Below are 16,798 nucleotides of genomic sequence, written 5' to 3' on the forward strand. Positions count from 1 at the left end.
ATCACCTTCAGCTATAACGTCACTTACTCTTATCTTTGAATGAATATATCCAAAATGGTTCCTTTTCTAACCACTCTACTGTTTCCGGTACACCTTCTTCATACTCTCTTTTTAGTTCCGTTACTTTCGTCGCAAATTGTGATGCATGTGCTTGCAATACCTCTAATTTTTTGGGAACATATTCTTTCACTTCGTTTTTAAAATGCGGAGGACCTATTTCCGCTTCATGATTCTTCGAAAAAGCTACCGCATAAAATGTTGGCCTTTTATATTCCGGAATATTAGCTAACGCCTCTGCTACCGCTTCTCCTGTTGCATCATGATCTGGATGAACCGCATATCCCGGATAAAAAGAAATAACTAACGAAGGATTCACTTCTTCTACACATTTTTGTAATACACGTCTTAACTCTCCGGGAGTTTCAAATTCAAGAGTTTTATCACGATATCCCATCATACGTAAATCTTTAATCCCTAAAATATTTGTAGCCCTCTTTAGTTCCGTCTCTCTTATAACATTTAATGATTCACGTGTTGCAAAAGGAGGATTCCCCATCGTTCTCCCCATTTCACCTAACGTTAAGCAAACATAAGTAAGAGGAACATTTCGCTGCGCATAAGCTAAAATTGTACCTGCCACGCAATATGACTCATCATCTGGATGCGGAAAAACAATTAAAACGTGGCGTTCATTTTTTATCAAAATCATACTCCTCCATCATATACAATATTAACTTTTTTCTTTCAAAACTATTAAATCACTACCGCATACCACGTTACCCCAACAAGTAGTACGAAAAGAAGAAGAATATAAATAGTTGATAAGTTTTTCACATTTCTCTTTGTAGACTTGCCGTAATTCTCCTCCACATTTCGTGCAACTAACACGGTCCCAAACAGGGATCCAATTACAATAATAACCACTAGTGAAATTGCAAAAATCATTGTATTTTCACCTCTCTAAAGACAATCTATTTTAATAAAGAACTTCCTCTTTAAAACTTTAATAACATACTACCTTTCTTCTCTTATCATAATAGATGTTTACAAAAAACGGACCAACCACTTTTGTGTTTTTTTGCTCATCCACTTTAAAAAATAAAAAGCAACTGATCACTTTGGACTCAGTTGCTTTTCACACGATAAATTATTTTCTATTTTTATTTGAAATTAATTCGATTTAAAAGTTTAGTCTTTTCATAATGAAACATCGATTGAGATAACTCGAAAATTGTCCCGTTTACAAGACATACTGTATTTTCAATAAGAAGCGCCGGATCACCTTCATTTAATTCTAACAGTTGCGCGTTTTCTTTATTTACTTTTTCACAACTAATAAATTTATCGGCAAAGCCAATATTTAATTGTAAATCTTCAATGAAATAACTGTATACAGAGCTTAATGCTATTTCTTTATTCAAATATGGAATAATATCCTTTTTGAAATAACTTACTTCAATAGAGAATGGTTTACCATCTACAATTCTTAAACGCTTCAAAAAATATATCCTAATTCCAGCTTCGCATTGCATCCGCTTTGCTATATCTTCGTCCGCATCTATTACTTCAAGCTCTAACACTTTCGTTTCAATATTTTGCGAAACGAGATTTTTCGTTAATCCACGTAAACTTCCTAAATTAATGTAATCTGTTACAGAAGTTTCACGTAAAAACATACCACTACCTTGCACTTGAAAAATATAACCTCTATTTACAAGCTGACTAATTACTTTACGTATCGTATTACGGCTTACTTCAAACCGATTCATCAAAGCTTCTTCTGTAGGTAGTTTTTTCGTTTCATTAAAAAGCCCATCTCTAATGTTTTGCTCTAACACATCTGCAATTTGTTTATACTTTGCACTCATACACTTTCTCCTAAAATACTCTTTTATCTGTTATAACTCTTCTCCTCTCGTTTCGATCACATGTTTATACCAATGAAACGAAAGTTTTTTCTTACGTTTTAAGTTATCATTATGATCGACAAAAATAAAGCCATATTGCTTTTTATACCCATTTAACCAACTTAATAAATCAATCACTGACCATGCATAATAACCTTTTAAATTGATTCCCTCTTCAATTGCACGCTTTATTACTTTTAAATGCTCTTCAATAAATTTAATTCTCGGAACATCTACAACTTCTCCTTCAATGATTGGATCTTCATCACCAAGTCCATTTTCCGTTACATACATCTTTATGTCACCGTAACGCTCTTTCAACATATGCAATCCATCTAAGAAACCTTCGGGAGATATTTCCCATCCCCATTTTGTATATGTTTTATCATCCATTTTTACTGTGCGATAAAAACCATCAAAAGAAGGATTACCTGGAGCAAGTGTTGAGTTTTCTCGAGAATGCTCATCGCTCTTTATATCCATATCGTATCTTTCTACTCGTATTGGTTGATAATAATTCAAGCCAATAAAATCATTCTTTTCGGCATTTTGTTTAATGATTTCTAATTCTTCAACCGTCCAATTAGGAGTCCACCCTTTTTCCTTTAATTGTTGAACAACATAAGGTGGATACTCACCTTTTAAAACTGGATCATAATACCAATACGTTTCATATTCATTCGCATGATTTGCTGCTAGTATATTTTCTTTTTCATCATCCACACTATAAGCAGGTAAGAAAACATGTGTAATCCCAATCTCCCCATATTGTTTCAGCTGCTTGTACACCGCAACTGTTTTCGCATGTGCATAAAATACATAATGAGTCGCTTGAAAATACTTTGGAACATCATTTTTTATCCCTGGTGGATGTGCACCTTTTAAATAGCCTAATCCACAAAACATTACTGTTTCATTAAAAGTAATCCAATGTTTCACTCTATCACCAAATGCTTTAAAGCAAATTTCGGCATACTTTACAAAAGCATCTGCTGTTCGTTTATTCGTCCACCCACCATCCTTTTCTAACGGTAATGGTAGATCCCAATGATATAAAGTGACAAACGGTACAATCCCGTACTTTAAACATTCATCAATTAAATTGTTATAAAATTTAATGCCTTTTTCATTTACCTCTCCATCTCCATTCGGCAATATTCTCGCCCAAGAAATCGAAAAACGATACGATTCCAATCCCATCTCAGCCATTAAACGAACATCTTCCTTATATCGATGATAATGATCAACCGCTACATCACCATTTGTTCCATTGTATGTTTTGCCAGGAATTTTTGAAAACTCATCCCAATTCGTAACACCTTTTCCATCCTCATTCCATGCACCTTCTACTTGATAAGAAGCTGAAGCAGCTCCGAATAAAAAATCATGTGGAAACTTCATAGTATATATCTCCATTTCATTAGAATAAATCAAATTCATTATTACATATAAAATTTATAGGTACAAATTTAAATGATTATTATATAATAAATTTCTGTTTTTCACTATAATTAAACATAGCATTCACACCATTTACAAAAAAAGAACCTATAAAGGTCCTTTTTCAAATTGTGCAACGCAGCACTATATTGAGTATCTTAAAGTTTATACTACTGATAAATGTTAACAAACTTATTCTTCAATAATGAATTGTGAAATTAGCATTTCTAAATTTTCGACTTTCTTTTTCATTTCATTAGATTTCGTCGTTATTTCTTGAATCAATGTGGCTTGTGCTTGAATTGATTGTACCGTTCGATTCGTTTCTTGCGAGACTTGTGTTGCAGTTTCAGAGACTATTGATAAAGAGGCATTCACTTCTTCTGTCCCAGCAGACATTTCTTCTGTGGCAGCAGACACTTCTTGAATTTGGGACGTTATTCTATTAATATCTTGCATAATAGATGAAAATGCGAGTTCTGCCTTATATGCTGCTTCTTTACCACCACTAGCCTGTTGTTGACCTTTTTTCATTACATGAACTGTATCCTGTGTATCTTGATGTATAAAATGTAATAAATTATTTATATCATTTACAGACGTTTTAGATTTCTCAGCCAGACCTCTTACTTCAGCTGCAACTACTGCAAATCCTTTTCCATTTTCTCCGGCGCGTGCCGCCTCAATTGCAGCATTTAAGGCCAGTAAATTCGTTTGTTCTGCAATATTAGTAATAATATCTAGCGCTTCTTCAATTTGTTGTGTACGTGTAACAAGTCTATCAATGACCTTAGAAGTTTCTTCGACAACTTCATTCACACTATTCATTTGACGAATAGATTGTTTTATAACTTCACTACCAGAATTTGCTTGGTCTATTGTTGCAACAGCAACTTCAGCAACCATCGCTGAAGATTCAGCTACTGTTTGAACTCCAGTTGCAATTTCTTCCATCGCAGTTGAACTTTCTTGAATACTAGTCACCTGTCCCTCTATTTCTTTATTTATTTCAGAAGTAGTTCGAACAACCTCGTTTGATATATGTGCTGCCGTTTTTGTCTCTTGTAACATATTTTCAGTTGAAATAATCACTTCTTTTGCTGTAACCTTCACCTGACCGACTAATTGTTGCAAGTTATCTAACATACTATTAAAGGATTGTACAATATGGCCTAATTCGTTCTCGGATTTATAAGAAGTTCGAATTGTTAAATCTCCAGCAGATACTCGTTCCATATCTTTTTGTAATAATACAATTGGTTTTTTTATAGTATTTTTTATTATAAAACCAATAAAAATAATTATTATGATTCCAACACATGAAATAATTACAAATGTTATTATTGTATTTTTCACACTATTGATATTCTCTTTTTGTAGTTGTTCAGCCGCGGTATTATTATATAAAATAAGTTCACGGATAGACTGAATTGTTTTTCCCATATTAGGCTCAATTTCTTTTAAATAATAGCTATAAGCTTCTTCATTATTAGTCAGTCCCAAATCCTGTGCTTTCTTCATTTGTATTCTTAAATCTTTGAATTGACTTTGAAATGCATTATACAAGCCCTTTTCTTTATGAGAACTAATTCTAGTTTCAAATTGTTTTAATAACTCATCATTTTCTTTCCTAGTCTTATCCATTTCTGTTATTAGTTCTTTCATTCTTTTTTCATCTTTCGATATCATAATCTCCATAAAATTCATATTAACATGGTAAAAATTTGATTCTACAGTTCCTATCCATTCAATTGGTAATAGCCTTTCGTCATACATACTAGAAGATGTATTTTCACCTTTTTGAAGCCCTAAAAACCCTAGAGAAGATAACATGATACAAGCCAAACTCGATATAATGACTAACACATTTAATTTCGTTCCAATTTTACTATTTTTAATAAAAGACAACAATTCCACCTCATCTGTATATTATACTTATATGTTTTATATTACAATAACATTCGACATTTATCGACATTTTTTTGTGTCGATTTTATAACTGCATTAAATTATTATATTAACTATATAAACCTATTCAAAGAACTTTGATTCTCATAATATCCAATACTAAAAAGTCTTATGGGAATTCCACAAGACTTTTAATAGCGTTACATTGTTTCTATGAAATTATGGTGAAAATTAAAGTGACTTATTAGTTCTTATAACTTCTTGATAGAGAATCGGTGACCACTTATCACTAACATAATCTTGGATCACCCAACCAACTCTTTTTGGATTCTCTTGTTTAATATATGCCGCAATTTCGGGATTTATATAAGAGGCATAATAATATGGGCTATTCCATGCTGTACCACCAGAAGACAAGCTTGTAAAATTAACATATAGATGATTTAAATCCTCACTATTGTTCATCGTTTCCTTGATCGTATCTTTAATAGATTTTACTTTCACATCATAACTCACTTTATATTTATCTTGTACTGTTACATTTACATTTTGATTTACAGTTGTCGTAAACGTCTCATTATCTGGCCAATAAAAATTATTATATCCTCCAGATTCATTACTACCACTATATCTTTTTAGTAGTACAATTTTCCCTCGAGCATCTCCAAGTTTTATATTTCCTTCTGTTTTTAAAAAGATAGGATCAACAAAATAATTTTTTTCAAACGTATTACTAAATGAACCTTCTGCCCCTTTCATATCCTCATACTCTTTTTTTAAAGACATAATAATTGTTTCACTTGGGTTATCTTTTAAAAATTGTTTCGCTTCGTTTATGAATTCATGCAGTGTTACATAAAGATATAATGGCCCATGATGAAGAACTATCGTATTATCATCTGTTAAACGGCCTCTTATATCAAAAATGCGAGCTCCATGATCCATTTGATAACGAAAATCATACTCTTGCGTCATTCCCCATACTTGCTTTATTGGATTTTGTAATTTAAACGTACCACTATCATGTGTTCCTGGAATTGAAATTCGTGCTAACGGGATGTTATCAGGTATAGGTTGCATCCATTTTGACCAATTTTCAAGTTCAATAACAGAGCTAGCTGCAACGACTTGCTTATCGTGTAAAGCAAATACAGATGTGATAAATATCATACTACATATGAATAATTTCAAAATAAACTTCTTATTGCTCATTATTATTCCTCCTTTTTCTGTTTTATATCAAACTTATTGAATATAATATAATCTGGTGAGTAAAAAATAAATAACATTTCATCAATATGAAATATTGCATAGAAGTAAAGTTAAAAAATCATTCACATATACTGAATTAGAAAAATTTAAAGGAACTTCATCTGAAGTTCCTTTCGTTTATTTTATATTCAATATATATGAACCATCTTTATTCTCATACTTATAAACATATAAATAATATTTACCTGGCTTTGCATTATAAGTTTCTTTAACTACATTCCCTTCATTTTCACCATATGCTACATAGTTGTTTAAATCTGATTCATGATGAAGTACCCATGTCATTCCAATGTTTTGTTCATTTAGTAGAGAAATATTAATATTTTCTGGTGAGTCAATTTGGAAAGTAAATACATCTACCTTATCACGATTATGTAGTGTTCCTTTCATTGGTGTATGAAAGTTAACTTTATTTGCCTGTCTAGGTTCATTATTTGGTTCATTTTCTGTTACTTGTAACTCATTCCCACCGTTCAGTTCTCTTTGTTCATACCCTAAGTTTACTAGTATAGACTTCAAATCTGGTAAAACACCAATTTTATCTGCATATGGATTTTTAGATTTCGTTCCAGTGTTATGGTTACTTAATATCGTTCTTAATTCACTTGGTCTATACGGTTGTCCTAAATTTTTTTTAGCAATGCTTTGTACTAAAGTCGCTGCCCCAGCAATAATTGGCGACGCACTAGATGTTCCACTAAAGCTTGTAGTATAAAGATTTACAGCACTTCTACTTTGCTCGGCTGTAGTTGTATCTACATTTTCTCCCCACCCGTACACATCAATCCGACTTCCATAATTTGAAAACCACATACGCTCATGAGGGAAAGATGAAGAGCCCGCTCCTACCATAATTGCACCTGAATCTTTAAATTCTTTACTATTACGATTTAAGACTTGTTTGCCATTTCTATCTTTAAATTGATCTAAATCATTCCACCCATTTGCTCCAGCCTCTATAATTACAACACCTTTATCTGTACCAGCACGAATTGCATCAAAGATATCTGGTTGTACTTCAACAGGTAAATATTTATCACCATATCCATCAAAGGAAGCTTGTGCCTCTAATAATAAAACATCCCCAGCTTCTAAATGATTTACAGCACTTAATATCGCATCAGCTGTATTATATTGTCCGTTATCTCTTATTTGAGAAATCACTTTCGCTTTCGCTTTTGGCGCAATCCCAATATTCCCCACTTCATTATCTTCGGAGGATACAATTCCTAGTACAGAGGTCCCATGTCCAACATGCTGATCTATATTTCTTCCAGACATTAATTCAATATTTTGATGTACTAAATCCTCATGATTTAATAGCCATCCATATTCCATATCAACAAAAGTTATACCATTTCCATTACCGCCTTGAACTCCCCAGGCGAAAGGCGCATTAATACCGTATGGTGCTGCTTCAAGATAACCTTGTTGTTTAAATCTAGGATTGTTATTAGGACTAAGAGCTACACTTGATATTTGCACTTCCGGTGGCGTTATTTTTTCTTGCTTCTGCATATACACATCTTCTATTAAAGAAGATGTCTTTAACTTATCTACTAGTTCCTCTTTCTGCTCACCATTTTGAGTTTGAAGAATATAGTAGTTTAATAAACTTGTAGATACATTATTGGGTGCTTTCACTTCAAGGTCTTGTATTTCTTCTGGACTTACAGATGTGAATAAACGAGTGAATGTTACATCTGGATATTCTACCAAAAGATCTTCTAGTGCTTTATCACTTGCTTGAGCTTGTATCTGTTTTTCAATACCATCTTCATATGGTAATTTCAAATCCGCATTGAATTTTACAATGATTTGCTTATCTGTTTCTTGTTCTATCCCTAATTTACTCTGCTGTTCTATAGAATCAGCCTTTACACTATTGACCGTGTCCCCTATTCCTAAAAATATTGAAATAATTACAGCTGAAACAGATATTCTTTTAAATATATTCATTACATCACTCCTCCTATTAATAATATGTAATCATTATATTAATCTATAATGATTTTATTTATATAACATATTCCCTTTCTACTAAATAGATTATAGTAATCAGCAATATGAACTTCAATGTATTTTCATATGCAATATTTCATATTCGGACTCTACACTACATAAATAAGAAACTTATGATGATTATTTATTTTATACGTGCTAATATACTTATATTAAAATATTATGTATAGACATTCTGAACTATATTACTTAACAATTTCACCTTATTTTTGCTAGGAGGATTTACAATGAAATTATTAAAAATAAAACATATAATCCCTATATCTGCAGCTGCAATTACATTCGTATGTCATCAAAGTACAGCTGAAGCATCTACCATTCATACAGTAAAAAAGAATGATACACTTTGGGGCATTAGTAAACAATACGGGGTTTCAATACAATCCATTAAACAGGCTAATAATAAAGGAAACGATCAAACCTTTATTGGTGAACAGTTAAATATTCCAGGGGCCACGAACTCAAATGAAATCACCGGTCGTCAAAATGCCAAACCCAAACCTGCGAACATTTCTAGACAAATTATTTATCAAGTACAACAGGGAGATTCATTAGAAACGATAGCAAAGCGTTACAATGTTACCGTTCAATCTATAAAACAAATTAACAATACAGCCGGAAACAAGCTTTATACAGGACAACATTTAAAAATTAACTCAAGCATTTCAGAAAAAGAAAAAGACTTAATGGCACGCTTAGTTACCGCTGAAGCAGGTGGCGAATCCTATAAAGGTAAAGTAGCTGTAGCAAAAGTTATACTAAATCGTGTAAACACAAAAGGTTTTCCAAATACAATAACAGGCGTTATTTATGAACCTATTAAATACGGATATGCCTTTACTCCTGTTACAGATGGAAGAATTAATCAGCCTGCAAGCCCAGAAGCAAAAATGGCAGTAGAAGAAGCTATCTCCACAAATGGCATACATTCTGATTGGCTTTATTTCTATAATCCAAAAACATCAACAGACAAATGGATTACGACACGTCAAACAGTAGCAGTAATTGGTAACCATCTGTTTGCTAAATAACATTTGAAATCATTAACAGACCTCTTCACTTGAAAGGTCTGTTTCTTTATATGTTAGATTTTATTAATCATATGACATAGTGATTATTTAAAACTATTTCTTCTTTCAAATAAAAACATTTGTATTTATCCCACCACTCCGAGAAATTAAAAAAGCATCAAGTTCAAAAACTCCCTCTTTATTAATAAAAGCTATTTCTTAACTTCATAAAATTGTTATACACTAGAAAAATAAAAACAAACTATTCGTTAGCAGGTGGAAAAATATGTATGACGTTACAATTATCGGTGCTGGAGTAAGTAGCATTTTTATGGCTTATTCACTGGCTAAAAGTAACAAAAAGGTTTTAATTCTTGATAAAGGTAAAGCGCTAGAAGATCGCCATTGTCCTTTAGACGAAGGAAAAGTGTGTACTTGTACTACATGTGATAAATATTTTGGGTTTGGCGGTTTAGGAAAATCTGAAGGGAAATTTAATTATACAAACGGATTTGGCGGAGAACTTGAGCAAAAAGTCGGTAAAGAAAGCTTTATTCAACTCATGGCTGAAGTAGATGAAATTCTATGTCAGTTCGGAGGAAGTTCTGTTTCAAAATACTCTACAGAAAATCCAAATCTCAATAAGAGAGCTGAAACGTGTGGTTTACAAATGCTAACAACAGAAGTAAGACATCTTGGTACTACCCTTTCAAGTGACATTTTTCAGCAGCTCTATGAATTTTTACTTACGAAAATAAATATTCAATTTCATATAGATGTACAACATATTATGAAACAGAAAGATCATTTTACAATAGAGACAAATGAAGGAATAGTTCAATCTAAGCAACTAGTGTTTGCAACTGGGCGTTCCGGAGCGGATTGGTTAAAAGAAATGTGCACTTCTCTAAATATTTCTCAGGAACAAACTCGTGTAGATTTAGGTATTAGAGTAGAGATGAAAGAACACCAATTACGTTCTATATTAAAAGATACATTTGAGACAAAACTTTCTTATGAGCATGAACAATTCACAGCAACTACGTACTGTATGAATCCGAAAGGACGCATCATTAGAAAGTACGAAGAAGGTTTAGTTATGCCTGACGGTCAAAATTTTCGAGAGGAAGGAACTGGCACACCTAACTTAAATTTCACTTTATTTATCCCGCGCTATTTTTCAACTCTCAAAGAAGCAAATGTATACGCAAGTTCAATTATTAAAAGCATTAACCAAGGACGAGATCGAATTGTTATACAGCGCTTAGAGGACTTACTAAATAAACAACCTACAACAGAGAAAGGCATGAAACATAACCGTATACAGCCTACACTACAAGGAGATTATGGCGATTTGCATACAGAAATTCCTCCATTATATATTGAAGGGCTTAAAGAATTTTTATTACGTTTAGAACAATTCATCCAAGAACCGATCGATAAAGATACTTTATTATATGGAATTGACGGAAAATTCTATGCTCCTACGATAAAAATAAATAACCATTTTGAAACAAGTGTGCATGGACTATTTTTAGTTGGAGATTGTTCAGGCGTCACTCATTCATTATCTCAAGCTGCTGCAAGTGGGTTATATGTTGGAAAATATTTATCTCATATTTAATTTCTTTCATTAAGATAGCAATCAAATATTTTAACTTCCATAACGCTTTATTTATGTACCTTGTCCTTCCCCCGCTAATGATTATCCCACCAAAAATCGGGATTTTACGAGATACATATTTAACATAACTATGTATGGTAAAACTATCGACATTCAATTCTAACAAATTGAATGTCAACAGTTTTAAAAGCCTCTATTCATTTCCACTTTCATTTGTTCGATATTTTGTAACATCACTATAGTGTTTAATATGTTAGGATGTCTATAAGTATTTTTTACTACAACTATGACTTTTTCTGTTCTATTTCCAAAAATAGATTTGCGCTTTAAAATTCCCTATTGTACGTATATGAATACTTCATATTGTTACCTTTAGAAACCATTAAATGGTTCATTACACTCTAATAGTTATGAAAATATAATATATAACACAAGTTAAATAAATCGTATAAAGAAGGTGTAAAAATGAAAAATAAAATTAATTTACAAATGCAAAATATAAGCTTTGTTTTAATAATTGCGTTAACAGTATGGTTAAAAACATATCTTATTACAAGATTCAGTTTTGATTTAAAAATTGAGTCTTCTACACAAGAGCTTATTTTGTTTATTAGCCCTCTCGCTGCATCATTAGCTTTTGTCGGATTAGCATTATTTGCAACCGGTGAAAAGCGAAATTATATAGCGCTATGTATTAATCTCTTATTAACAATCGTACTTGTTGGGAATGTAATGTTCTATGATTTTTATAGTGATTTCGTTACGTTACCAGTACTTGGACAAACATCAAACTTTGGCCAATTAGGCGGCAGTATTATAGAAATATTGAACTACAAAATTATTCTCGCATTCGTAGACATTATTTTCTTCTTTATTTTGTTAAAGAAGAAGGCACTAGTCTTCCAAACCGGACGTGTAACTCATCCGGCACGCTTCGTATATTTTCTCTTAACGATTGGTGTATTTTTTGCGAATCTACACCTTGCAGAAAAAGAGCGCCCTGAACTATTAACGAGATCATTCGACCGAGTCATGCTTGTTAAAAATTTAGGACTATACACTCATCAAATATATGATTTAACACTGCAAGTAAAAGCAGGATCACAAAAAGCACTTGCTGATAGTAGTAAATTACAAGAAACTGAAAACTACGTAAAGGCAAACCAAAGTGAGCCAAACCCTAACATGTTTGGTGCAGCGAAAGGAAAAAACGTAATTGTTGTCACTCTTGAATCTCTGCAAACCTTTTTAATAGGCGCATCAGTTAACGGTCAAGAAGTTACACCATTCTTGAATGAATTCATCAATGAAAGCTATTACTTCGATAACTTTTTCCACCAAACTGGGCAAGGAAAAACGTCCGATTCTGAATTTCTAATCGATACGTCGCTGTATCCATTAAATCGAGGATCTGTATTTTTCACGCACGGTAACAATGATTATACTGCGACTCCAGAGATTTTACGTCAGCAAGGTTATTTCACTTCTGTATTCCATGCGAATAACGCAACATTTTGGAATCGTAACATTATGTACTCTGCTCTCGGTTATGATCGTTACTATAATGAACTTGATTACAAAATTACGCCCGAAACAAATTTAAATTGGGGATTAAAAGATATCGAATACTTTGATCAATCAGTAGATATATTAAAAACTGTTGACCAACCATTTTACGCTCGTTTCCTTACTTTAACGAACCATTATCCATTTACTTATGATGAAGATACAAAATTCATTGAACCATACAACTCTGGTAATGGCGTATTTGATCGTTATATCGTAACAGCACGTTACTTAGACGAATCAATTAAAAAATTTATTGAGCGTTTAAAAGCCGAGGGAATGTATGATGATTCTATTATTGTGTTGTATGGTGATCATTATGGTATTTCTGAAAAACACAATCGTGCAATGGCACAGTTTTTAGAAAAAGATCAAATAACAGAATTTGATACTTTAAATTTACAACGCACACCTTTATATATTCATATGCCTGGCCAAACAGAAGGTCAAACGATTTCAAAACCTACGGGACAAATCGATATAAAACCTACTATTCTAAACTTACTTGGGATTGATACTACGAACGATATTCGTTTTGGTCATGATATGTTTTCAGATGAATATACCGGTTTTGTTGTTTTACGTGATGGTAGCTTTATTACAAACAAGTATGCATACACAAACAACACTTTCTATGACCGCATAACAGGTGAAATTGTAGATTTACCAAAAAAAGAAGCACGAGCACTCATTAACCGTGCACAAAATGAATTACGAATGTCTGACAAAATTATTGAAGGCGATTTATTACGTTTCTCAGAAAGTAATAAAATTAAAACTGGCGAAGTACAAACTAAAATTAAAGAGACTGAAAAATAATCTAAATATGAAAGGGAGCAACTGTAATAAGTTGCTCCCTTTTACTATCGTATAACATATGATGCAATGTCATATAAAAACCTCGTATATTTTACTTTTATTCTACGCTTGTTTCTAAAGTTACATCTGTATAGGTATGATCATCACCTATATTTAAAATTACTTCACATTGACGTAATCTCAATTCAAAGAGCATGATAGAATCATGATAAACTTCAGGTTGTGATTTCATCTTATGTAACATCTCTTGTTTTTCTTGTATTTCTAAATGAGTGTTTTCTACAGCTTGTTTCAAGGAGTTAAATGGATTCCTAAAGAATATGTTAATATCCCGCTCTTGCGTGTTTTCAAATAGCTCAAATTGCAAGAAAAATTTCTTCATAATAGAAGCCGTTACCTCGGTATAATCTTCATTTTCTACATACTGTTTGTATTTGTTATATAGCATACCTTTGTTTTTAGGAAGAACTCCAAATAATTTACCGGCACTTTTCAGTAAAAATTGTGCTGGCGTAAAGCGACGTAAAATATTTACTTCATCCATTTGTATTCTAGTCGTCATTCTGTCAGTATCTCTGCGCCAGTCATCAAGCACTTTAAAATCACATTCTAACTGTATTCGATTTTCTCCAAATAAAGAATTAAGTCCTTCACTAAGTTCTTCTAAGTACGATTGACTTTGAAGGAGCTCATTATTAGAAATCGCAATCCAATTTTTCATAGAAAGAGCAAAATTAGGTAATACAGTTTGTTCTAAATATTTATGTACTCTTTCATTCATCGCTTTATTTAGTTCCGTATCAATGTGCCCGAAATCGCTTTCTTCACTAATTAAATCTGAACAACTCTGTAATATCTTCGGAATATTTTCAGTAAGTTCATTCGTAATTTCCGTTTTCATTGTACGATATGACTGTGTAATGAAATGAATTTTTTCCTTCTCAAAAGTAGTAAGATTATTACTGCTACCATTTAGTTTCACTAGCATATCTTCATTCCAATGAATAGAATCCACTAAATTGTTTTCTTTCTCAACGCGTTTATCCAATAGATATGTAATTGTTTTTCGAATGAAAAACAATAGCTTTTCCGTACGTTCTGCATCGACATTTTTATGATTAAAGTTAAAATGAATAAACTCAGTTAAATCATTTAATTGTTGACTACTTGTATATAACGAAGAGTAAGGGAAAATTCTCGCATGCGGGAAATATGTGTTTATTCTCGCTTGCGTATCATGTAATACTCTTTTCACTTCTGCATCACTGTAAATGTTATCGATTTTATTTAATAAGAAATGAATTTGTAAATTTGGTGTATGTTCTTGAATGCTTAATAGAATATCACGTTCTTTGTCAGTAAAAGGTGAATCCGCATTCAATACGAATAGTAATTCGTCTACAGAATTTAAATATTCGAATACCTCATCTCTAGTATCGTTATTCCTATTAAATCCAGGTGTAACTACAAATGTAAGTTTATTTTCACTTAAAAATCTGCATGGTAATTTAAATTCAACACATGCTCTATCTCTATATGTTTGATGGTGCTGAGACATCATATTATGGTAATCAGAGACATCTTCCGTTGTTGTAATTGCTGAGTCTGTTATGGCGTTAATTTCTGTATGCGCATCATTTTTTAAAACTACTACATTTGAAATTGATTTTTCTAATATATTTTCTCCTATTATAGAGTTAATAAATGTAGTTTTTCCGTTTCCTGAAGTTCCCGTTACTAAAATGCGATTTGTGCTTAAATCTGCGAGCTCGCCAACTAACCATCTAAATCGGTGACCCATTTCTATATTATGTTTTTGTGCCCACTCTGTAATAGATTCAAAAAGATGCAAACTATACTCTAAGCCATCCACATGATTAATAGAATATAACAACAGGTTTTCAGCATGTTTTATATTTGCTGAATCTATTTCGGAAGGGAAAATCTCATCCCATGCCAATACAGCTGCAGATGGAAATACAGCATAAGATGGATTGACAACCTTTAACCAATTTGTTAACAAGTTTGGAATGATATCGTGCAATTGTTTAAGCATATATTGACCTTGAATTAATTCAAAGTACGTTCCTTCGTAAAGAGAAGAAATTTTGTCCCATATATCGGACGAATGTATTTCAATATGTAAGAAAAATTCATTTATTGTGTTAAGCCATGATAAGTAATTTTGTTCGTTTTTATAACTATTCCAAAGTGATGAAACCATTTGCGTAAATTGTACTTGATCTACATTATTTAACGTAACTAATACTTCATAAAAATAATCTGGTGAAATATGTTTAGTAAATCTTTTATCGATATATCCTTTTAAAACCTCAAACCACGGATAAGATTCTGTTCGAATTAACTCATTCACAGCAAGCTCTACTGCACTATCAAAATCTTGCTGCTCCTCATAAAAGGAACGGGCAATTTTTGTGACATTTGGATAATCCGGATTTAAAGAAACTGCTTCTTTAATAACAGCGAAAGCAGAGTCAAAATTATTTTGCTCTATGTAAAGAGAAAGTAATTGTAATCTAATCTCCGTCATCAATATTATATTATCAGTAGTAATGGACGTATAAACATTTTCAGCAACTGGTAATTGATTAAGCTCGAAATAAGCATCGGCAATATTTTTTTGTGCCCATGGTGCTAATTCATTATTAACTTTTTCCCATTTAAAAATAGCTGCTTCAAAATCTTGATGGCGATAATAAAATTCACCTTGTGCAAAACGAATGTAAGATCCATCAGAAATCTCATTTCTTTCTTCGTTTACATAAGCTTCTCCAAGTACATCAATAGGTGGTTTTGTTTCATTCTCCATTAGGAATGTTTCATAATACATCTTTTTTATTAATTGTTTTTCTACTCTCATCTTTTCCCCCACTATATCTTGAAAATACATTTTTAAGATATGTCAATACTTTTTGTATGTATGCTTTTTATCTTAACAAAGAATATCTTTTGGAAAATTTCATTTTCCTTTCATTTTTCAAGTTAGATTGAATTTTTATGAGAAAAGTTTCAGTTTTTTTTCAATTTCCTTTCAGTTATGAAACAGCATTAAATGTTCCTAATAACCTAATAACACTATAATCTCCTGCATTATATTATCAGGAAAAGTCTATATAAACCCATATTATAAAAACAATTTATAACGAATATATATGCATTATTCCCTTCCCTAATAAATAAAAGAAGCATTATCATATATTTCTCACATT

11 protein-coding genes are annotated in these 16,798 nt (G+C 32.0%); 3 read left to right on the forward strand and 8 right to left on the reverse strand.

Annotated features, from left to right (window positions below; translation table 11 throughout):
* Positions 1 to 19: 19 nt before the first annotated feature.
* The 7 genes from bshB2 to AC1DMU_RS00275 all read right to left on the reverse strand — a co-directional run bounded on the left by bshB2 (position 20) and on the right by AC1DMU_RS00275 (position 8,486).
* A complete protein-coding gene (gene bshB2 / locus AC1DMU_RS00245) occupies positions 20 to 700 on the reverse strand; it encodes a bacillithiol biosynthesis deacetylase BshB2 (RefSeq protein ID WP_088064495.1) in 681 nt (226 codons plus the stop codon).
* Between the two features lie 53 nt (positions 701 to 753).
* On the reverse strand, positions 754 to 945 hold the full coding sequence (locus AC1DMU_RS00250) for a hypothetical protein (protein ID WP_000575326.1): 192 nt from the start codon (positions 943 to 945) through the stop codon (positions 754 to 756).
* A 215-nt stretch (positions 946 to 1,160) separates the two neighbouring features.
* Positions 1,161 to 1,868 carry a GntR family transcriptional regulator gene (locus tag AC1DMU_RS00255; RefSeq protein WP_088064262.1) on the reverse strand — a complete coding sequence of 236 codons (708 nt, stop codon included), beginning with the start codon at positions 1,866 to 1,868 and terminating at the stop codon, positions 1,161 to 1,163.
* A 30-nt stretch (positions 1,869 to 1,898) separates the two neighbouring features.
* A complete protein-coding gene (locus AC1DMU_RS00260; protein WP_088064263.1) occupies positions 1,899 to 3,308 on the reverse strand; it encodes a GH1 family beta-glucosidase in 1,410 nt (469 codons plus the stop codon).
* 231 nt (positions 3,309 to 3,539) lie between these two features.
* Entirely contained in the window at positions 3,540 to 5,255 is a 1,716-nt protein-coding gene (locus AC1DMU_RS00265) for a methyl-accepting chemotaxis protein (RefSeq protein ID WP_088064264.1), read from the reverse strand.
* 231 nt (positions 5,256 to 5,486) lie between these two features.
* Positions 5,487 to 6,467, reverse strand: coding sequence for a phosphatidylinositol-specific phospholipase C (locus AC1DMU_RS00270; RefSeq protein ID WP_088064265.1), 981 nt, complete (start codon positions 6,465 to 6,467; stop codon positions 5,487 to 5,489).
* Positions 6,468 to 6,644: 177 nt separating this feature from the next.
* Complete coding sequence (locus AC1DMU_RS00275; RefSeq protein WP_215558948.1) at positions 6,645 to 8,486, reverse strand: S8 family peptidase; 1,842 nt, start codon at positions 8,484 to 8,486, stop codon at positions 6,645 to 6,647.
* 290 nt (positions 8,487 to 8,776) lie between these two features.
* On the opposite strand from AC1DMU_RS00275, the gene AC1DMU_RS00280 reads away from it, so the two are divergent.
* From AC1DMU_RS00280 to AC1DMU_RS00290, 3 genes are all read left to right on the forward strand, one after another.
* On the forward strand, positions 8,777 to 9,580 hold the full coding sequence (locus AC1DMU_RS00280) for a cell wall hydrolase (protein ID WP_088064266.1): 804 nt from the start codon (positions 8,777 to 8,779) through the stop codon (positions 9,578 to 9,580).
* Between the two features lie 265 nt (positions 9,581 to 9,845).
* A complete protein-coding gene (locus AC1DMU_RS00285; protein WP_088064267.1) occupies positions 9,846 to 11,183 on the forward strand; it encodes an NAD(P)/FAD-dependent oxidoreductase in 1,338 nt (445 codons plus the stop codon).
* Positions 11,184 to 11,648: 465 nt separating this feature from the next.
* The gene (locus AC1DMU_RS00290; RefSeq protein WP_088064269.1) at positions 11,649 to 13,568 is read left to right on the forward strand and encodes an LTA synthase family protein; all 1,920 of its coding nucleotides are present in this window, start codon (positions 11,649 to 11,651) and stop codon (positions 13,566 to 13,568) included.
* Between the two features lie 97 nt (positions 13,569 to 13,665).
* Here the strand turns inward: AC1DMU_RS00290 and AC1DMU_RS00295 are convergent, their stop codons facing one another.
* Positions 13,666 to 16,449 carry a dynamin family protein gene (locus AC1DMU_RS00295; protein ID WP_088064270.1) on the reverse strand — a complete coding sequence of 928 codons (2,784 nt, stop codon included), beginning with the start codon at positions 16,447 to 16,449 and terminating at the stop codon, positions 13,666 to 13,668.
* Positions 16,450 to 16,798: the final 349 nt, after the last annotated feature.

The organism is Bacillus sp. 01N45 (genome assembly GCF_056399205.1).

Excerpts from the sequence above, each read along its gene's own strand:
- AC1DMU_RS00255 (WP_088064262.1), bottom strand. The coding sequence starts at position 1,868 with ATGAGTGCAAAGTATAAACAAATTGCAGATGTGTTAGAGCAAAACATT.
- AC1DMU_RS00280 (WP_088064266.1), top strand. The coding sequence starts at position 8,777 with ATGAAATTATTAAAAATAAAACATATAATCCCTATATCTGCAGCTGCA.
- AC1DMU_RS00290 (WP_088064269.1), top strand. The coding sequence starts at position 11,649 with ATGAAAAATAAAATTAATTTACAAATGCAAAATATAAGCTTTGTTTTA.
- AC1DMU_RS00285 (WP_088064267.1), top strand. The coding sequence starts at position 9,846 with ATGTATGACGTTACAATTATCGGTGCTGGAGTAAGTAGCATTTTTATG.
- AC1DMU_RS00270 (WP_088064265.1), bottom strand. The coding sequence starts at position 6,467 with ATGAGCAATAAGAAGTTTATTTTGAAATTATTCATATGTAGTATGATA.
- AC1DMU_RS00295 (WP_088064270.1), bottom strand. The coding sequence starts at position 16,449 with ATGAGAGTAGAAAAACAATTAATAAAAAAGATGTATTATGAAACATTC.
- AC1DMU_RS00250 (WP_000575326.1), bottom strand. The coding sequence starts at position 945 with ATGATTTTTGCAATTTCACTAGTGGTTATTATTGTAATTGGATCCCTG.
- AC1DMU_RS00260 (WP_088064263.1), bottom strand. The coding sequence starts at position 3,308 with ATGAAGTTTCCACATGATTTTTTATTCGGAGCTGCTTCAGCTTCTTAT.
- AC1DMU_RS00275 (WP_215558948.1), bottom strand. The coding sequence starts at position 8,486 with ATGAATATATTTAAAAGAATATCTGTTTCAGCTGTAATTATTTCAATA.